17 protein-coding genes are annotated in these 18739 nt (G+C 61.7%); 3 read left to right on the forward strand and 14 right to left on the reverse strand.

What is annotated here, in order from left to right; genetic code table 11:
- The 13 genes from flhA to GX444_15935 form a co-directional block, all read right to left on the reverse strand.
- The coding region (gene flhA / locus GX444_15875) for an EscV/YscV/HrcV family type III secretion system export apparatus protein (GenBank protein NLH50057.1) at positions 1–879 on the reverse strand (879 nt) is incomplete at its 3' end.
- Positions 872–1954, reverse strand: a complete 1083-nt coding sequence (gene flhB / locus GX444_15880) for a flagellar biosynthesis protein FlhB (protein ID NLH50058.1) — start codon at positions 1952–1954, stop codon at positions 872–874. The genes flhB and flhA, both read right to left, overlap by 8 nt.
- A 12-nt stretch (positions 1955–1966) precedes the next feature.
- Positions 1967–2749 carry a flagellar biosynthetic protein FliR gene (locus GX444_15885; GenBank protein NLH50059.1) on the reverse strand — a complete coding sequence of 261 codons (783 nt, stop codon included), beginning with the start codon at positions 2747–2749 and terminating at the stop codon, positions 1967–1969.
- A complete protein-coding gene (locus GX444_15890) occupies positions 2749–3018 on the reverse strand; it encodes a hypothetical protein (protein NLH50060.1) in 270 nt (89 codons plus the stop codon). Before GX444_15890 ends, GX444_15885 begins: the two co-directional genes overlap by 1 nt.
- Before the next feature lie 10 nt (positions 3019–3028).
- Positions 3029–3796, reverse strand: coding sequence for a flagellar type III secretion system pore protein FliP (fliP, locus tag GX444_15895; GenBank protein ID NLH50061.1), 768 nt, complete (start codon positions 3794–3796; stop codon positions 3029–3031).
- A gap of 24 nt (positions 3797–3820) precedes the next feature.
- A complete protein-coding gene (locus GX444_15900) occupies positions 3821–4963 on the reverse strand; it encodes a flagellar biosynthetic protein FliO (GenBank protein ID NLH50062.1) in 1143 nt (380 codons plus the stop codon).
- An 11-nt stretch (positions 4964–4974) separates the two neighbouring features.
- Entirely contained in the window at positions 4975–5448 is a 474-nt protein-coding gene (gene fliN / locus GX444_15905) for a flagellar motor switch protein FliN (protein ID NLH50063.1), read from the reverse strand.
- Between the two features lie 68 nt (positions 5449–5516).
- A complete protein-coding gene (gene fliM / locus GX444_15910; protein ID NLH50064.1) occupies positions 5517–6512 on the reverse strand; it encodes a flagellar motor switch protein FliM in 996 nt (331 codons plus the stop codon).
- A gap of 12 nt (positions 6513–6524) precedes the next feature.
- Positions 6525–7052 (reverse strand): flagellar basal body-associated FliL family protein, encoded by a 528-nt coding sequence (locus tag GX444_15915; GenBank protein ID NLH50065.1) that lies wholly within the window; start codon positions 7050–7052, stop codon positions 6525–6527.
- Positions 7053–7057: 5 nt separating this feature from the next.
- Positions 7058–7234, reverse strand: a complete 177-nt coding sequence (locus tag GX444_15920; protein ID NLH50066.1) for a hypothetical protein — start codon at positions 7232–7234, stop codon at positions 7058–7060.
- Positions 7235–7603: 369 nt separating this feature from the next.
- Positions 7604–8602 carry a hypothetical protein gene (locus tag GX444_15925; GenBank protein NLH50067.1) on the reverse strand — a complete coding sequence of 333 codons (999 nt, stop codon included), beginning with the start codon at positions 8600–8602 and terminating at the stop codon, positions 7604–7606.
- An 11-nt stretch (positions 8603–8613) separates the two neighbouring features.
- Positions 8614–9594, reverse strand: a complete 981-nt coding sequence (locus GX444_15930; GenBank protein NLH50068.1) for a hypothetical protein — start codon at positions 9592–9594, stop codon at positions 8614–8616.
- A gap of 21 nt (positions 9595–9615) precedes the next feature.
- The gene (locus tag GX444_15935; protein NLH50069.1) at positions 9616–10677 is read right to left on the reverse strand and encodes an HDOD domain-containing protein; all 1062 of its coding nucleotides are present in this window, start codon (positions 10675–10677) and stop codon (positions 9616–9618) included.
- Between the two features lie 348 nt (positions 10678–11025).
- On the opposite strand from GX444_15935, the gene GX444_15940 reads away from it, so the two are divergent.
- From GX444_15940 to GX444_15950, 3 genes are read left to right on the forward strand one after another with little or no spacing between them, the layout of a single operon-like run.
- Complete coding sequence (locus GX444_15940; protein ID NLH50070.1) at positions 11026–13911, forward strand: hypothetical protein; 2886 nt, start codon at positions 11026–11028, stop codon at positions 13909–13911.
- Entirely contained in the window at positions 13908–15788 is a 1881-nt protein-coding gene (locus GX444_15945; GenBank protein NLH50071.1) for a hypothetical protein, read from the forward strand. The genes GX444_15940 and GX444_15945 overlap by 4 nt, the downstream gene beginning before the upstream one ends.
- 42 nt (positions 15789–15830) lie before the next feature.
- On the forward strand, positions 15831–16613 hold the full coding sequence (locus tag GX444_15950; protein ID NLH50072.1) for a crotonase/enoyl-CoA hydratase family protein: 783 nt from the start codon (positions 15831–15833) through the stop codon (positions 16611–16613).
- Between the two features lie 368 nt (positions 16614–16981).
- Here the strand turns inward: GX444_15950 and GX444_15955 are convergent, their stop codons facing one another.
- On the reverse strand, positions 16982–18724 hold the full coding sequence (locus GX444_15955) for a long-chain fatty acid--CoA ligase (GenBank protein ID NLH50073.1): 1743 nt from the start codon (positions 18722–18724) through the stop codon (positions 16982–16984).
- Between the last annotated feature and the right edge of the window lie 15 nt (positions 18725–18739).

Consider the following 18739-nt stretch of genomic DNA (forward strand, 5'->3'; position numbering starts at 1 on the left):
GATGCCCGAGGCGATGAACAGGACCTTGGCCCGGCCGATCAACTGCCCGCCGATGTCGCCCGCCAGGTCGGCGCTGCCGCTGGCCCGGGTGACGATGATGCCGGCGCCGGTGGAGACAATCAGGGCCGGGATCTGGGTGACCAGGCCGTCGCCGACGGTCAGCAGGGTGTAGTTCTGCGCGGCGGTCGCCGCGTCCATCCCCATTTGGGCGACGCCGATGATGAAGCCGCCGATGATATTGACGATCACGATGATGATGCCGGCGATCGCGTCGCCGCGGACGAATTTGGCCGCGCCGTCCATCGCGCCGTAGAAGTCGGCTTGCTGTTCGATTTGCCGTCGCCGTTCGCGGGCTCCCTGCTCGTCGATCAAACCGCTGTTCAGGTCGGCGTCGATCGACATCTGCTTGCCGGGCATGGCGTCCAAGGTGAACCGGGCCGTCACCTCGGCGATACGCGTCGCGCCCTTGGTGATGACCACGAAGTTGATGATGATCAACACGACGAACACGATGACGCCGACGACGTAATTGCCCCCGACCACGAACTGGCCGAAGGCTTGAATGACCTTGCCGGCGGCGTCCGTGCCCTCGTTGCCGTGCAGCAGAATGAGGCGGGTCGTGGCCACGTTCAGCGACAAGCGGAACAGGGTCGAAATCAACAGGACCGTCGGAAAGGCGGAAAAATCGAGCGGCCGCTCGGTGAACAAACTCACCAGCAGGATCAACAACCCGAGGAAAATGCTGAGGGTCAGCAAAATGTCCATCAGGAATTTCGGGATCGGAATGACCATCACGATGACAATGCACACCATCCCGATGGGAAGAAGGAGATCCATTTTTCTCCCGAAGACACTATTGCCGATGATGTTTTCAGCCATCGTTCGCCGCGCTCCGTCGTCCCTTCAGGGCGTAGACGTAGGCCAGAATCTCGGCCACCGCCTGATAGAGTTGCTCGGGGATCATCCGGTCCAATTTCACCGTCGCGTACAGCAGCCGCGCCAATTCCGGCCGCTCGAGCACCGGAACGCCGTGGCTCCGGGCGGTTTCGCGGATGCGTTGCGCCACGAAGCCCTTGCCCTTGGCCACCACGCGAGGCGCCGGATACTTGGGGGATTCGTAGCGCAGCGCGACGGCGACGTGCGTCGGGTTGGTGATCACCACGTCGGCCTTCGGCACCTGCTGCATCATGCGGCGCATCGCGACCTCGCGCTGCATCGCACGGATCCGCGCCTTGATTTTGGGATCGCCTTCCGATTGTTTCATTTCATCAATGACTTCCTGTTTGGTCATTTTCAGTTGGCGCTCCCATTCGTAACGTTGAAACGCGTAATCCAGCACCGCCAAGACCACCAGGACGATCGAGGCCCGCAGGAAGAGCTTGAAAATCAGTGCCATCAACAGGGCAAATACCTGCGGCCCGGGCTGGTTCATCAAATTCAGGATCTCGCCGCCATGCGCCCGGAGCGTGCTGTAAACCACGTAACCCAGGACAAAAATCTTGGCGATGTTTTTCACCAGGTCCACCAGACTGCGAATGGAAACGAAACGCTTGAACCCCTGCAACGGATCCAGCCGTTCGATTTTCGGCGTCATGGCCTCCTTGGCGATCAAAATGCCCGTTTGCGCCACGCTGGCGCCCACCCCGGCCAGCACCACGGTGCCCAGCACCGGCGCAATCACGACCACCAGCTTGATGCCGAGGATGACAGCCATTTGCTTGAACGAGGCCCCCGTCAGTTCCATCTGGCCGATCCAGGTGAACGGCAACCGGAACAAATCCTGAAAATGCTCCCACAACCAACCGGCGCCGGCGGAAAAGACGAGCAGCGACGCGGCCAACACCAGCGCGCTCGGCAATTCCTGCGTCTGCGCCACCTGGCCCTCGTCCCGCGCCTTGTCCCGCTTCCGGCCGGTTGCGGGTTCTGTTTTTTCCTGGTCGCTGCCTTCCGCCATTTTTTACCCGCTTCAAGGCGCCGCGCTGCGCCAAAAAAGAATCATCCGGTCCAGGCTTTGGCCAAACAGGTGATCCACGCCGATGATGAACTGCGGTATGACCACCGCCGTGGCCAACAAGCCGGCGCCGATCGTCAACGGGAAACCGACGACAAAGACGTTCATCTGCGGCACCGTGCGCGCCAGGATGCCCAGCCCGATCTTGACGAGCATCAGGGAAACGATCGGCGTCGCGGCCAACACGATCGAAATCCGCAGCGCCAGGCCGACCGTATCGATGATCGACTGCCCCTGCCCCGGGGAGAAAACCGCCGCGCCGATCGGAACGATCCGGTAACTGGCGGCTACCGCTTCCAGAAAATGGCGATACATGCCGCCGACCAGAAAAACCAACAACGCCAGACGCACCTGGAAGCTGGCCAGGATGCTGATCGACGAACCGGTCGTCGGATCGATGGTATTGACGATGGAAAAACCCATCTGGAAGCCGACCATCTGCATGCCGATCACGACGCCTTCCACCACCCAGGAAATCAAAAAGCCCGAAATAATGCCCAAGAGAAATTCCCGCACCAGGGCGAAGAAAAACGACAGCCCCAACTCCGGCAACGATTGCGGATCCTGGCTGACCGCCATGGTCAGAATCAGGGCCAGGCCGAAGCCCAGTCCGGCCTGGATCTTGGTCGGGATCTCGGTGGAACTGAACACGGGCGCCGTCAGGATGAAACCCATCAGGCGCAGGTAGACCAGCGCGAACAATTCGATCAGCGGCAGCGGCAGGGTCACCAGCGGCATTAGTGCAGAAAGCCTCCCCAGTCGGTGAACATGCGTTTGGTGAAACCGATCATGACCTGCACCATTTTGTCGTACATCAAAGCCACGGTGAGGACGGCCACGAGAATCTTGGGGATGAACGTCAGGGTCATCTCGTGGATCTGGGTCACCGCCTGAAAGATGCTGATCAGCAGGCCGATCAACAGGCCGGAGACCAGCACCGGGTACGACACCTCCCAGGCCGTCATCAAGGCGTCCTTGGAAATCCCGGCCAACATTTCCAGATTCATGCGAGCCCTCCTACATCGTGAAACTGTTGACGAGGCTGCCGATCAGCAGATACCACCCGTCGGCCAGCACGAAGATCATCAATTTAAACGGCAACGAGATCATGATCGGCGGCAGCATCAGCATGCCCATGCTCATCAGTACCGAGGCGATCACCATGTCGACGATGAGAAAGGGCAGCCAGATCAGGAAGCCGATGATGAAGGCCGTCTTCAATTCGGAAACGATAAAGGCCGGGATGATCGTCAAAGTCGGGACTTCCTCGGCGTTCTGCGGCTTGGGCAGCCGGCTGATTTTAATGAACAGCGCCAGGTCCTTTTCCCGCGTCTGATGCAACATAAACGAGCGCAACGGTTTGAGCGTTTGGGTGAACGCTTCCTCGTAGCCGATCTGCTGCGCCATGTAGGGCTGGACCGCGTGTTCGTTGATCTGCTGCCAGACCGGATACATGATGTAAAAGGTGAGGAACATCGACAGGCCCAGGATGATCTGATTGGTCGGCGTCTGGTTGGTGCCCAGCGCCTGCCGCAAAAAAGACAGCACCACGACGATGCGGGTGAAACTGGTCACCAGGATCAGCAGCGACGGCGCCACCGCCAACACGGTGATCAAGAGCAGCAGTTTGACGGCGGTGGAAATCTGCTCGGGTTGGGACGCGCCGCTGACGGCGACCATCGGCAAGGTCAGCGCCGGCGCCGCCGGCGTCGCTTGCGCCAGGGCCGGTCCCGCCAGGGCGAGCAGCAAGACCAGTCCCGTCACGATGGTTCCAATAACCCTCATGCCACCCCTCGATCCGCGTTTTGTTTACAGGCGCTTCAGCTTCTTGACCTTCTCCACGATGGAATTGAGCGTGTCATGACCCGCCACCGCGCTTTCCTGCGGCGCGTGCCGGGTGTAGGCGCGCAGTTTGGCGCTGAAGTCGTTAGCGGCCGTCCCCATGGTTTTCACGATTTCCGGACCGGCTTCGAAAAACGCCGGTTCGGTCAAATCCGCCGTGGCGTTGTCGCGGGGCGCCGCTTCGTCGCCCAGCAGTCGCCGGCGGGCCGTTTCGTTTTCGATCTTGGCCAGCATGGTGACTTGATTGTTGGCCAGTGCGACCACCAGCAATTCACCGGCCACGTCCACCACCGCGACGCGCCGCTTCATGTCGAGCATGCCGGTCTGCACGACGCGAATCAGGCCCGAACGGCCGCCCGTCAAGCGCGCCGGCAATTTGAACCGCTTGGCCAGGCCGGCCAGGATCAGAATCGCCGCCAGGCCGCCGGCCAGCGCCGCGATCATTTTAATGACGGCTTTCGACCAGCCGATTTCGTCCGGAGCCGGCGTCGCCGTGGCCGCGGCAGCGGCGGCCGCGGGGGCGGGTTTTTCCGGCGCCGGCGTCGCCGCCGGTTCGGCGGCGGGTGTCGGCGTCGCCGTGGGCGGCGCGGCGAGAATGGCGGCCCAGTCGATCTTGGCCTCGGGCGGCACGTTTTCGGCCGCCGGTTCCGGCGTCGCCATGGTCGGCAGAACGATCGGTTCGGCCGCCGGCAGCGGCTTGGCGCCCAAGGCGATGTGAATCAGGTTTTCGCCGATCGCGAACGAAGGCGTGGTGTCGCCGTTGTAACCTTCCTTGAGGAACAGCACGGCGCGCACGGTCTGATTGTCGATCTGCGCCACCACGGCTTTTTCGAAACATTTGCTGTCGAGTTTGTTGAACTGCAAAACGGGCGGATGGGTGTAGGTGCGCGGCAGAACGAGGCTGACTTCCTTGCCCTTGATGCCGATGGTCGCGTCGGCGAACCCGGCGCGATCCTTGATCGCCAGATCGATGGCGCAGGCGGCGCCGGCGGGAACCTGCATTTTTTCGACGAGGTTCATCTTCTGCAACTGCACCGGTTCGGCCCAGGCCAGACCGGCCAGCAGCAGCACTGCCGCCAAGGCCGAAACCCATTTGCCGCTGCGGAACATGGCCGCCCTCCTTACTTCAAGGACTCGATCCGCTCGGCCTTGCTGATGACGTCGGTCAAACGGATGCCGAATTTTTCGTTGATGATCACGGCTTCGCCGCGGGCCACCAGCTTGTCGTTGATGAAAACCTCCAACGGCTCGCCGGCCAGCTTTTGCAGTTCCACGATACTGCCCGGCCCCAGGGTCAGCAATTCGCCGATCGTCAGCCGGGAGCGGCCGACCTCGACGGTCAGCACGAGCGGAATATCCAGCACGAAATCGAGATCGCGCTGGGTGCCGGCGGGCGCCGGGGCTTTTTCGAAGGTTTGCATCGGCATTTTCTGGGTGACGGGCGCCGCGGGGGGCGGCGTTTCCTTCGGCGGCGCCTTTTTCTCCCCTTCCGCTTTGAGATCGTCCTCGGTCAAACCCCACGCGGCCGGATCGAGATTCGGATCGCCGGCGGCTTCTTTCGCGGCGGGCTTGCTCGTCCGGCTTTCCTGCTGCATCTGCGTCAGCAGGCTGTCGATGTCGTCCTGGTTCAGAACGTCTTTTTCCGTCATGGATCAGTCCCCTCTCAAATAATCCGGACGGCTTTATAGCCGCGCTCGGTGCCCACCACCGCGCGGAACTTCGCGATGTTTTCGATCAAGATATCGACCGCTTCGTCGGAAAATTTATCCAGTTGCAGCACCTGGCCGTCCTGCAGCTTGATCAGTTGTTCGAGGCTGATTTTCACCCGGCCCAACTGCACCTTCATTTCCACTTCGGATTCCTTGACCGCGTCGGTCAGCACGGTCCGCCAGGCGGAATCGTCGTAGGCGGCGCCCTCGCCCAGGAAGCCGGACGAGAGTTTCTCGCGCAGCGGCTCGACCATGGCGTAAGGGATGACGATTTGAATCAAGCCCGAATTGCCCTCGACGTCGACGCTGCTTTCGATCACCAGCACGATTTCCGTCGGGTGGGCGATCGAGACGAACTGCGGGTTGATCTCGGTCCGCTGAAATTCGATGCGCACCGGTTCGATCGGCTCCCAGGCGTGCTGCAACTCGGTCAGCGCGCCGTTGACGACCTTGCGAACGATGTTCAATTCGATCGCGGTGAAATCGCGGCCTTCCACACGGAAGCGGGTCTTGCCCATGCCGCCGAGAAAAATATTAACCAGCACGAAAGCGAAGCTGCTCTCGACGATCATCGCCCCCATGCCGCGCAGCGGCTCCATTTTGAAGAGGTTGATCGAAGTGGGCAGCGGCAGACTGTTGAGAAATTCGCCGAATTTCACCAGGCGGATGTCGCCCACTTCCACGTCGACGACGCGGCGCAACTCGATCGAGAGCGAGGTGCGGAAGTCGCGGCAGAATTTTTCGTGAATCACTTCGAGCATGGGCATCTTGCCGCGGAAGATGCGGTCCTGGCTGGTGATGTCGTACGGCCGCACCTCATGCGGCGCGTAGGCCGGCGCCGCCGGCGCCTTGGCCTCCTCGGGCGCAACCGGCGTCTCCGATTCGATCGAGCCGTCGGTCACCGCCGCCAGTAGGGCGTCAACTTCGTCTTGGCTGAGGACCTGACCCATGCCTGCTCTTCCTTAGGAGATGATGAACTCGGTGAACAGAATCTCGTTGACCGCGTTGGTCCCGAGGATTTCGTTCAACCGCAGCGTGATTTCCTGACGCAATTTCAGCTTGCCCTTGCTGTCGCGCACCTGGGCGGAGGTTTTTCCGGACAGCAAGGTGATGATCGCGTCCTTGACCTTCGGTTTGCGCGATTCGATTTCCTTCTTGAGTTCTTCCTTGGTCAGCTCGACCACCATGGTCACCTTGAGGAAACGGTTTTGATCGGTGTCGGCGAGATTGACCACGAAGGATTCCAGTTCGACCGACGGCAGCACCACGGTCGGATCGACGGGCTTCGCGGCCTCGCCCGGGTCGGCCGAAGCCGGATTGTTTTCGGTCGCGGCATGATGCTTGCCCCCGATGACGCCGAATCCGAACAAAGCTCCGACCACCGCGCCGATCAACACCACCGCGCCCACGGCGATGAAGATCAACTTCTTTTTGCCGCCGCCCTTTTTCTGCTCTTGTTCGCCCTTCTCGAGCTCTTCTTGCTCCGCCATGTGCCTTATCTCCTGTGTGAAAGTTGCCACATCCCTTTTTTCATCTCGCAACCGGGCCGCATTTGCAACCAGGCCGCCGGCCGGCAAGCCGGAACGAGGAGATGGGCGGCATCCGACATGGCTTGCTCAAACGCGAAAAACCCGAGCACCGGCAGGAAGCAGCAGCACAGGATCATTTCCACTTTGCGGGCTCCTTTACCACTCGGGTTTCTCGTTCCATGAGATGAATGAGCAAGCGCTATGCCAACCGGATCGCCTGATTTCCTCATTGCGGCGTCGAATTACCGACAGCCGTTAAATTTATATTTTTCTCCGTAATTCCAATGCTTTAACTTTATAAATCGCTTTCTCAATAACTGCAAGCAACAAAAACAGGGGCCGGCTCGCTCGTCAAAAGCGGGCGAAAAGCGTCGGAACTTTGACGACCCTCAGCGCAAAGAGGATAAACAGCGATGGGATCGGTGGAAAAGGCAATGTCACCGTCTCGAAATGACGGGGAGAGTCCGTTGCTCGACTATTTCGAATTCAGTCGTTTTTCTTCAGGCCGGCGTTTACTTCGCGGTGTCGTTGTCGTCGTCGTCATCCGTGCCGGTGTCGTTGTCGTCGTCGGAAGTGTCGTTGTCGTCGTCATCGTCGTCATCGTCGTCGTCGTCCGAGGCCGAGTCCACCGTATAGCCTTCCGACAGTTCGGCGTATTCGTCGTCGGCGTTGATCACCCGCACCGAATAAACCCCCGGCGTGATGCCGGCCGGGACGGTGGCGGTCAGGATATCGCTGGCCACGGTGGTCACGTCTTCCAGCAGGTTGGGGCCGACGATGACCGTCATGGAATCATCGAAATTGGCGCCATAGATGGTGACCGCCGTATCCAGATCGGTCGGCCCATGATTCGGGTCGATGCTGGTGATTTGCAGTTCTTTCGAATTGAGCACCGTATAACCGGCGATCAACTTCGCCGTGCCGCCGCCGCTGTTGGTCACTTCCACGTCGTAGGTGCCCGGAGTGATGCCGAGCGGGACCGTGCCGGTGATGGTCGTCCCGCTGACCACGGACACCGATTCCACGCTGGTGGCGCCGATACTGACAGTGGCGCCGGCGACGAAGTTCGTTCCCGTGATGGTGACGGCCACCGGGACATTGTCCAATCCCTGATTGGGATCGATGGCGGTGACGGTTAGATTGTTCGGGTTGATGACGGTGAACGCATCGGCGAGGCTGGCTTGATCCAACTTCTCGGTGATGACGGTGATGTCGTACAATCCGGCGGCCGTCCCGGCGGGGATGACGGCGGAAAGCAGGCTGCTGGTCACCACGGCCACCGAGGTGCATTCGACGGCGCCGACCAGGACGCGCGGCGTGCCGCTGAAATTCGTGCCCGACAGCACGATGGCGATGTCCGCATCGTTCGAGCCGGCGGTCGGCTCGACCTTCGTCAGGGTCAGCGACGAGGCGCTGCCGGAGGGGAAACGATTGAAATCCCGGCCGCAACCCGACAGGACCAGGTACCCGGCGAGGGCCGCCACCGACAAGATCAACAACCATCGTTTCATGGCCTAGCTCCCTAGAAGCGCGTGTAACAACCGACCCCGTAACGGGTCGGCGTCACCACCGGCATCAAAGCGAAACGCACCGGAGCCGTTTCGCGCTCCGCGTACTGGCGGGCCGGATCGGTCAGGAGCAGATACGTGCCCCCGCCGATCAATCCCAGCCCGATCGGGCCGAGGATCTCCCACATCTGATCGTATTCTTTGGTGTCGTCCTGATAGCGCGAAAGATCCGCCGCGCTGTCGGCCGAACCGTATTTGCGATAGGCCTGGCTCGACATCGTCAGGTAATACACCGCGGCGACGGTCGTGACCGCCCCGGCGGACAGCAGGCTGTAGCCCCAGATCATTCGCGGCGAGGTTTGCGAAACCTCGATGCGGCCGCCGGTTTCGTAAATCTGGCCGATCCGCTCGGCGGCGCCCTGAACGCCGCGTTCGGACAAAACGCTCGTCGGCGGCGCGGTGACCGGCTCATTGAGGGCGGGCGAACCACCCTTGCCGATCATCAGTTCGCGCACGGACCAGAGCGTTTCGAGCGAGCCGATTTCCACCATTTCGAACTGCACTTCGAATTCCGCCTGATCCAAATGCGATTGCACGAAACGCTTGACCTGCCCGAAGATGACGCCTTCTGTTTTCAGTTCGCGGGCGATTTTCACCGCGCTGGACAGGTTTCCCTGATAGACCCATTCGCGCAGGTTGCCGTAGGAAGCGGTCATGGCCTCAGTCACCTGATCGCCGCCCACGAGGTCGAACAGCCGTTTCGCCGCCAATTCGGTCATAAACTGATTGGTCAGTTCGACACTCACTGCCTCCCCGCCCTTGTCCATCAGGTAGTCGGGCACGACCACCGGCAGCACGGCCACGCGGCGCACCGGCGAGTTTTTCAAGTCGCCCGCCACATAGGGAGCCAACGGGACGCGGACAATCTGACTGGTGCAGCCGGCCAACCAGGCCGCCAGAACGCCCAAGACGAGAAAAGTAAGAAACCGTCGCATGCCGTCCATCCGTTTTACGGTTTAGAGAAATTCGTTTTTCGCGCTCGCGAATATCTGCACGAACCGATCGAACATTTCCTTGCCCAGCGCCGGCTCCAGCCGCAGCAGGCGCGTCGCTGGATGACTCGCCAGGTCGATTTCCTCGGGGGCGGCCAAGCCGATTCCGGCCTGACGGCAAAACACGTCGGCCAACGAAATGACCGAAACCACCCGCTGGGGAGTGGTCTGATTTTGCGGCGTCTCGAAGTGCGCGATGACCGTGCCGACGACTGGCGGCAGCGCCCACTTGGCCACCGTCAGTTCACCGATGTCGCGATGGTATTGATCGAGAATGCCGATCGCCATGCTTTCCGGCGGCCGGAAATCGGAGCCGACCTCGTGTTGCGCCTTTTCCAGGATGCTCAGCGCGATCATCCGGCCGATGTTGTGCATCAAGCCGCAGAGAAACGATTCGTCGCGATCGGCGTTGAGTTTCGTGGCCAGAACGCGCGCGGCGAAGGCTACCCCGACGGCTTTTTCCCACAGCGTTTTGGCCAGCCGGCCGTACAGCCGGCTTTTGAAAATTTTCGTTCCCAGGCTGATGGCCAGCATCAGGTTCTTTACCTCGGCCTGGCCGAGGCGCACCAGCGCCTGGTTGATGTTGCTGATTTCCGTGATCGCCGCATAAACGGGACTGTTGGCGATTTGCAGAATTTTCGCGGCGATCGTCTGGTCGGTCAGAATCACCTTGGCCAGATCCTGCATGCTGGCGTCGGGGTCGCTGGACAAGCGGATGACCTTCAACGCCACGTGCGGCAGCATCGGCAGTTCGAAATCGCGGGCCAGGATCGCCTTGACGATCCGATCGCGGAAATCCTCCTCCTCCGGCGTCAGTTCCCGCTCTTCCTCGATCGGTTCCGGCGCGGGCCGCGGCGGTGCGGCGGAAAGCGGCGGCGGGGACGGAGGCGAAGGCGGCGACGCCGCCGGTCGCGGCGGGACGACCGGTTCCGTTTTTATCGCTTCTTCCATTGTGGCGTTGACGATAAACATCTGGTTGCAGTGAGGGCACCGGACCTTGAATTTGAGTCGCGGTTGTTCCGCCATTGTGTCCCTTTCATCCGGACGCAGCCTGAAACCGGTCCCTTTGCCGGACTTTTCCTCCACGTCCTGTAAAGCAAACCTTGTGCCAGTGTTCAAAAGATCGTCTAACTTGTTGAATTATTATCATTTCGGTCAATTTTATGCCACCCTCCCCGGATGCGGCAACCGGCTTTCCGGGTTGTCCTGTCAAACTCTTGACGGCAATTCTTGCCGGGGGCTAGGCGCCCGGGAAAAAAACGCCCGCCGACCAAAATTGCTAAAATAATCGGCAATTCGGCAACCGGCGGCAATGAACGTTGTTTCAGGCGATGCTTTTTGCTACCTTTTAAGTTCCTTTTTGTAGGATGTGGCATGCGCTTCCGGATATTCACGCTAGGATTCATTTTCGCTTTGCTCTGGAGCGCCGGCGCCTTTGCCTATCCGTTTCGGCCGGCCGATGATTTTCGCACCCTGCATACCGAGCATTTTCGCATCACTTATCACGATCCTTATCGCTTCGCCGCCTTGCGCGCCGCGGTCATCGCCGAGGAACAGTTCGCCGTGCTGACCGCCCGCTACGGGTGGACGCCGCACACGCCCTTCGATGTGGTGATGACCGACCGCACCGACCTCAGCAACGGTTCGTCCAGCATCACGCCGGTGCAGGTGACGCGCCTGCTGCTCGCCCCGCCCCATCCGACCGATCGCCTGGACTATTACGACGATTGGCTGCGCCTGCTGATCACGCACGAATTGACGCACGCCGTCGAAACCGACATGGTGTTCAAGCTCAACACGGCGCTGCGCTACACCTTCGGCCGGTTGACGCCGCTCGGCCATTTCCAGCCGCAGGGATTCATCGAGGGCAACGCCGTATTCCAAGAGACCGACCTGACGACCAAGGGCCGCAACCGCAGCGCGCATTCGCTGATGATGCTGCGCATGGCCGCCCTGGACGACCGTTGGCCGACGCTGGATCAGATCGCGGTGTTTCCGCGCGAATGGCCGTCGGGCGCCGCGCCCTACATCTGGGGCGGCCTGTTTCATCAATACCTGGTCGAACGTTTCGGTATGGAAAAAGTGGCGGCCTATTATCGCAAGCACGCCGGACAAATCTGGCCGTTTCTGTTCAATCACGACGCGCGGGTCGTTTTCGGCACCCACATGTCCGATTTGTACGAAGCCTGGACGAAAAACGAAAAAGCCCGCTTCGCGGCCGACCGCGATCGCCTGACCACGATCGGCCTGACGCCGGCGACCCGACTGACCACCAACGGTTTCCAGCACGACAGCCCGCGCTGGCTGGACGCCGACCGCCTGCTGTTCTTCGAGGACGATCCCGATCGCACACCCAACCTGCGCGTCATCAATCTGGCCGAGGCCAGGCCGAAAGACCGGCGGTTGGTCTCCGTGGAGGACGTGCGCGGTCTGGACGTCACCGACACCGGGGCGATCGTTTACGCCGATCTGAAGCCGCACGACCGCTGGCACGCGGAATTCGATCTGTGGCGGCTCCCGTCCGGCGCGTCCTGCCCCCGACGGATCACGACGCTGGCGCGATTCGCCGACCCGGCCGCGGTCCCCGGCACGTCCCGCGTCATCGGCACGACCCAGGAAGGCGGCCTGACCCGGCTGACCGAGATCGACCTGGAAACCGGCGAGCTGCGCCATCTCACCGAACCTGACGACTCGGGCGCCTATTTTCAATACGCCCAGCCGGCGGTACACCCGAGCGGCCGTTGGCTGGCGGTCAGCGTCTGGCACGACGACGGCAACCGCGACCTCTTTCGCTTTGATCTCGAAACGCGCGCCTTCAGCCGCCTGACGGCCGATCCCGAATTGGATCTCGCCCCGGCTTTCGACCCGACCGGGCGCCACCTGCTCTTTTCCTCCAGCCGCACGGGCGTCTACAACATCTACGCGCTGGACCTGGAAACCGGCAAGCTCTACCGGGTGACCAACGTGTTGGGCGGCGCGTTCAATCCGGCGGTCGATCCGACGGGCAAACGGCTGGCTTTCGTCGGCTACAACGGCGGCGGCTTCGACGTCTACGCGACCGACTTCGCGCCGGAACGGTGGACGGAAGTGGCGCGCGAATCGCCGGAGCCCGACGCCCTGGTGGTCGGCCCGATCACCCGGGACATCAACCGGCGCGCCCGGGAGATCGATCCGCCGACCGACAACTATCAGGCCTATCGCACGGCCTGGCCGCATTACTGGTTGCCGGCGTTTTCCCTCTCCGACGACGACCTGTGGCTGGGCGCGCAAACGGCCGGATTCGACGTCGCGGGTTACCACGCCTGGAGTGCCGAGGCGCTTTGGGCCTTCGAGCGCCGTTTTCTCGACGCCTACGTCAACTATACCTACTCCCGGTTCACGCCGAACCTGCAACTGTTGGCCGCGCAGGAAGCGGTCAACCTCGGCAAAATCGTCTACAACCGCGACCTGGAATGGGTCGATTACTACGAACGGCGCATCACCGGGCAGGCGCTGGTCACCTATCCCGTTTTTTATCGCCACCTGCTGTTCGCCGGTTACCTCGGGCAGGATCGACGCGGCCTGGACGATCCCGACAAGTTCAAGCCCAAGCAAGAATTCGTCGGCTACTGGTCGGGAGCTCGTTTCGGTTGGACCTTCGACCAGGGCCTCGCCGCCAACCGGCCAATCACGTTTCCGTCGGGCTTCGGGGCGACGATCTACGACGAGGCGCTCGGCGGGGTCATTTCGCAGCAACTGCTCGGCGGTCAATTGGGCGTCTACGTGCCGCTGCCGTTTCGGGAAGGCAGCCTCAGCCTGACCGCGCTGGGCGGCATCAGTTTCGGCGAGCAATTGCGCGAGCGGGATTTCCGACTCGGCGGTTATACGCAAAGCAATCCGCTGTTTCTGAGTTTTCTCAGTGATCGGTTCGCCCTGCCCGGCTACGACGGCAGCTTTCAAAACGGCGACCGCGTCGCCACGGGCACGGCGGCGTTCACCTTCCCGCTGTTCGAAATCGAGCGCGGCATTTCGACCTGGCCCATCTATTTCCGGGATATCGGCGGCCGCACCTTCGCCGACGCCGGCTTCGCGCTGGACCGTGACGAGCCGTTGACCGACGAGGATCTCTACCCGTCCGCGGGATTCGATCTTTATTTTGATTGGTTGCTCGCTTATGCTTTTGCGGCGCGCATTCAGACATCGGTGGCTTATGGTTTCCGTGATCGTCAGGACACGGGCGGTTTTCACTGGTTCTTTACGTTCGGCGGTTTGATCCCATGAAGAAGAAGTACAAACCCAAGAAAAGTGTTACGCCGGCCCGGCCGACGCGTTGGCGCAAGATCTGGCGCTTCGCGAGCCTCGCCTTCTGGCCGCTGCTGATTTTCGTCGCCGCCGCCTACGCGATCTACCCGACCTTTTTCGACGCGTTCGGCCAGCCCGGGCTGCCGCGGCTGATCGACGAGGCGACGGCGGACCGGTTGATCACGGTCGCCCGCCTGGCGGTTCAAGGCCAACCGATCGAGGCGGGCGCGCCGGTTTCGGGCGTCATCGGGGCGGTGGTGATGATTTACGGCGACCAGGGTCCGCGCGCCGGCGCCGCCTGTTTCGGCGAGGACGCGGCGCAGGCGATCGCCTGCGGCGGGCGGATCGTCCATGACGTCGCGCCCGATTTCGGGTTGGCCGACACCGACAAGGTTTCCATCCACCTGCTGCGCGAATTGCGCTCCGCCGCGCCGTTGTGGTTTCGCGAAAAGGGCTGGGGATACAGCCGCGGCCTCTATTCGGTATTGGTGGCGGACGGCGACGGCGCCCGGATGATGCCCGACACGCAAATGCACGTGCTCAACGCCGGGCTGGAAAAGGCGCTCGATCACCTGCGAAAGAAAAAGAACGGCGTGCCGGTGCTCGGCAAGGCGCCCGACCAGGGCGAATTCATCATTCCCACCGAGTCCTACACCGAATACCAGGGCAAGCCCGTGGCGCTGTATCGCGCCTCAACCATTCTTCCGCCGCCGACGCCGCAAGAAATCGTCGAAGCCTGCAAACTGGGCGGCGACTACCTGGTGAAAATCCTGCAACCCAACAACAAGTGGCTGTACGAAGGCGACCTGGGCTTCGACCGCTACAAGTCCTCGTACAACCAATTGCGGCATGCCGGCGCCGTTTATTCGCTCTACCAGCTCTTCGAGGCGACCGGCGTCGAACGCTACAAGGAAGCGGCGGATCGCGGCTGGCAGTGGGTGCTGGAGCAGATCGAGCGCGAGCCCGACGCCGGCGGCGCGACCTGCGCGTTCATGCTGGAAAAGCACACCAAGACGATCAAGGGCAAGAAGAAAACGGTCTATTCGGTCAAACTCGGCGGCACCGGCCTGGCGCTGATCGCCCTCGGCGAACGGATGAAAATCAATCGGAGCGCGGAGGATCTCGAACTCGCCCATCAGTTGGCCAATCACATTTTGCGCAGCCAGAACAAGGACGGTTCGTTCGACAGCTACTGGCCTTACAAGGAACAACCGGCCAAACGCATCCGTTCGATCTATTACCCGGGCGAGGCCATGCTCGGCCTGGTGCGGCTCTACCAACTCGATCCTCAGCCGCGGTATCTCGAGGCCGTGGAGGCCGCGGCGGACTACTTCACCAACGAACGCTTCAAGCTGCTGGGCATGCGGTTGTCGGTGCCGCCCGACGCCTGGCTGATGCTGACGCTCAACGAATTGCACGCGATCAGCCCCAAGAAAATCTATGCCGACTATTGCGAAACGCTGACCGATTCGATGCTGAACGACCAGATGGATCGCGCTTGGGAAATTTTCTATCCCGACTACGACGGCGGCTACTATCCGTATCCGCCCTACGTGACGCCCGCCGGCGCCCGGATGGAAGGCATCTCGGCCTGCTATCAGGCCATGGAACGGGTCGGCCGCGACAATCGCGACATCCGCGCGCTCCTGGCCCGCGCCGCGCGCTTCCAGATCGAACGGATCATCCGCCCCGAATTCGCGCACCTGTACCCCAATCCGCAACGGGCCCTGGGCGCGTTCCGCCATTCGCCGGTGGCCAACGCCATCCGCATCGACTACAACCAGCACAACATTTCCGGCTTGCTGGTCACGGCGAAAATTCTGGAACAAGCGGGGGCCGGCGCCGCCGGCAAGTAATAGACGTTTTCGCCGGATACCCATCCGGCGACGGGAGGACCGATGGACGAACGTGGGATTGTCACCGAAGCGCGCGGGCACGTTTTATTGATCGGCTTGCACCGCGCGGCCAAACGCAATGCGTTCAATCTGCAGATGCTGCGCGAATTGTCGGCCGCCTATTCGCGGCTGGAAAACGATCCCGAACTGCGGTGCGCCGTGCTGTATGCCGACGGCGAACACTTCACCGCCGGCCTGGATCTCGCCGAGGTCGGCCCGGCCGTCGCGCAAGGCGCGCCGCTGTTTCCCGAAAACGGCATCGACCCGCTCGACCTGATGCCGCCGCGCCGCGTCAAACCGGTGGTCATGGCGATGCAGGGCTACTGCTTCACCATCGGCGTCGAGCTTTGCCTCGCGGCGGACATCCGCATCGCCGCAACCTCAACGATTTTCGCGCAGATGGAAGTGTGCCGCGGCATCATGCCCTTCGGCGGCGCGACGTTGCGCCTGCCGGCGCTGACCGGTTGGGGTAACGCCATGCGCTACCTGCTGACCGGCGAGCGGTTCGACGCGGCCGAAGCCTTGCGGATCGGCCTCGTGCAGGAAGTGACCGCGCCCGGCCAACAATTCGAACGCGCCCTCGCCATCGCCGAAACGGTGGCGAAACAGGCGCCGCTGGCCGTTTACGAGGCCCGCAAAGCGGCGCAAATCGCGCTCGAGGAAGGCCGCCCCGCCGCCCTGGCCCGGCTGCTCGACCAGGCCCGTTTTCTGATGCGCACCGAGGACGCGGTGGAAGGGATGATGTCGTTCATCGAGCGCCGCGAGGCGAATTTCAAGGGCAAGTAGCGCAATTTCCGATCCTTTGAATTCTCATTTACTTCTTGGAGGTAAAGATGAAGACAAGGATGGTGATTTGTCTGTTGCTGGGCTTTGCCTCGTCTGTCCTGGCCGATATCCCCTGCGCCGATGCCCCCTCGGGGGAAATCGTTTCCGCCGTCGAACAACCCGATCAATCCGTCAGCATTTGATCCTTCCGCCGCGAATTCCAGTCCGACGGCCTGGGAATGCGGCTGCGGCATTCAATCCGGATCGGAAGGCTGGGGGCTCTTTTGCCTCATGATCGGGGTCGGCCTCTTGGCTCTTTGGCTCGGGAGATATTAAAAAGAACGGCGGAGTTCCGAGGACTCCGCCGTTTCCGAATCGTCGTGGATCCGCTATTTTTTGTGATATTCCTTGAAAATCGGGTCGCCTTCCTGCAACTGGCGGCGCTGCACCTTGCCGACGAGCGATTTCGGCAGTTCGTCGATGAAGTCGATGTAGCGCGGCACCTTGTAGTGCGTGAAATTGTCCTTGGCCCATTTCAGCAGATCTTCCGGCTTGATCTTGCCCTTGTATTCCGCCCGGATCACCACCCAGGCCTTGATGATCTCGCCGGCTTCCTTGTCGGGCAGACCCGCCACCGCCGCCTCGAGGATCGACTCGTGGCCCAGCAGCATCGTCTCGATCTCGGTCGGGAACACGCTGTAGCCGCGCACTTTAATGAGCTGCTTCTTGCGGTCCTCGATCGTGATGCGGCCTTGCGGATCCATGCGGCCGATGTCGCCCGTCAGCAGCCAGCGCTTGCCGTCGGCCAACGTGACGATCGTCTCGGCCGTTTCCGTTTCGTGATGAAGATAGCCGACCATGACTTGCGGGCCGGCCACGGCGATTTCCCCGGCGTCGCCCTGCGGCAGTTCCTTGTTCGGATCGCCCGCGTCGACGATCTTCCATTCGGTGCCCGGGAACGGCAGCCCGATGGTGCCGATCTTGCGGTTGCCCCAGAACGGGCCCGCCGAGACGACCGGCGAGGATTCGCTCAGGCCGTAGCCCTCGACCAGGCGCGCGCCGGTGACCTGCTCGAACTTTTCCTGCACCGGGCGATGGAGCGGCCCGGCGCCGGAAACGCACAGGGTGATTTTGCCGGACAGGTTGTAATTGACGATTTCCGGCCATTCGGCCATGCGCTGGAAAAGCACTTCCGCGCCCACGTAGATGCTGCCGAGCGGCGGGCTGACGCGCAGGATCGTTTCGACCAGTTCCTTCACGGCGGGCGGCCGCGGGAACAGGATCATCGTGCCGCCGTAGGACAGGGAGATGTTCATCACGCAGGTCATGGCGAAGCTGTGGAACAGCGGCAGGACGCCGATCGCGGCGGTGCCCGGCTTGATCTTGTACATCCAGAGCTGGGCCTGCTTGGCGTTGGAAACGCAATTCAGGTGCGAGAGGATGGCCGCCTTGGGTACGCCGGTCGTGCCGCCGGTCATGATGTAGGTCGCGACGTCGTCGGCGCTCAGTTCGATCTTCGGCAGCGCGGGAGGCGTTTTCAGCAGTTGCTTGAATTGCAGGCTGCCCGCGGGCGCTTCCGCGAAGGGGATCTTCTTCAGCTTTTTCCCGAGCCAGCGCTTGAGCGGCGACAGCGCCGCCAGGTCGGTCACGTTGGTGACGATGACGTGCTGGATCGCGGTGTCCTTGACGATCGGCGCGATGGTCTCGCCGTACAGCACGTCGAGAACCACGATGCCCTTGGCGCCGGTCAGCTTGAGCTGGTGCTTCACCTCGCCCGGCTTATAGGTCGGATTGACGCCGGTGACGATGACGCCGAGCTTGGCGCAAGCGTAATAGCTGATGACGTATTGGAAGCTGTTGGGCAGCATCAGCGCCATCACATCGCCCTTGCGCAACCCCAATTGATGAATCGCCGTCGCGAAGGCGTTGACCTTCTCGTTCAGTTCCCGGTACTTCATCCAGGTATCCAGGAACCAGATCGCGTTCAGGTCGGGAAATTCCTTGACGGTCCGCTCGAACATCTCACCGAGCGTAACGCGCTCGAAATCCCAATTCTTCGGCACTTCTTCCGGCCACCCGGCCTCCGCCGTAAACCAAGGCCGCGATTCATCAACATAATAAGGGTTGTTCATCGTCAAAACTCCTTG

Source organism: Myxococcales bacterium (assembly GCA_012517325.1).
In the GTDB taxonomy this organism is placed as follows: Bacteria; Lernaellota; Lernaellaia; order Lernaellales; family Lernaellaceae; genus JAAYVF01.

Bases quoted from the DNA above. Each gene is read 5' to 3' on its own strand.
- flhB (NLH50058.1), bottom strand. From the start codon at position 1,954: ATGGCGGAAGGCAGCGACCAGGAAAAAACAGAACCCGCAACCGGCCGG.
- GX444_15885 (NLH50059.1), bottom strand. From the start codon at position 2,749: ATGCCGCTGGTGACCCTGCCGCTGCCGCTGATCGAATTGTTCGCGCTG.
- GX444_15890 (NLH50060.1), bottom strand. From the start codon at position 3,018: ATGAATCTGGAAATGTTGGCCGGGATTTCCAAGGACGCCTTGATGACG.
- fliP (NLH50061.1), bottom strand. From the start codon at position 3,796: ATGAGGGTTATTGGAACCATCGTGACGGGACTGGTCTTGCTGCTCGCC.
- GX444_15900 (NLH50062.1), bottom strand. From the start codon at position 4,963: ATGTTCCGCAGCGGCAAATGGGTTTCGGCCTTGGCGGCAGTGCTGCTG.
- fliN (NLH50063.1), bottom strand. From the start codon at position 5,448: ATGCAGCAGGAAAGCCGGACGAGCAAGCCCGCCGCGAAAGAAGCCGCC.
- fliM (NLH50064.1), bottom strand. From the start codon at position 6,512: ATGGGTCAGGTCCTCAGCCAAGACGAAGTTGACGCCCTACTGGCGGCG.
- GX444_15915 (NLH50065.1), bottom strand. From the start codon at position 7,052: ATGGCGGAGCAAGAAGAGCTCGAGAAGGGCGAACAAGAGCAGAAAAAG.
- GX444_15925 (NLH50067.1), bottom strand. From the start codon at position 8,602: ATGAAACGATGGTTGTTGATCTTGTCGGTGGCGGCCCTCGCCGGGTAC.
- GX444_15930 (NLH50068.1), bottom strand. From the start codon at position 9,594: ATGCGACGGTTTCTTACTTTTCTCGTCTTGGGCGTTCTGGCGGCCTGG.
- GX444_15935 (NLH50069.1), bottom strand. From the start codon at position 10,677: ATGGCGGAACAACCGCGACTCAAATTCAAGGTCCGGTGCCCTCACTGC.
- GX444_15940 (NLH50070.1), top strand. From the start codon at position 11,026: ATGCGCTTCCGGATATTCACGCTAGGATTCATTTTCGCTTTGCTCTGG.
- GX444_15945 (NLH50071.1), top strand. From the start codon at position 13,908: ATGAAGAAGAAGTACAAACCCAAGAAAAGTGTTACGCCGGCCCGGCCG.
- GX444_15950 (NLH50072.1), top strand. From the start codon at position 15,831: ATGGACGAACGTGGGATTGTCACCGAAGCGCGCGGGCACGTTTTATTG.
- GX444_15955 (NLH50073.1), bottom strand. From the start codon at position 18,724: ATGAACAACCCTTATTATGTTGATGAATCGCGGCCTTGGTTTACGGCG.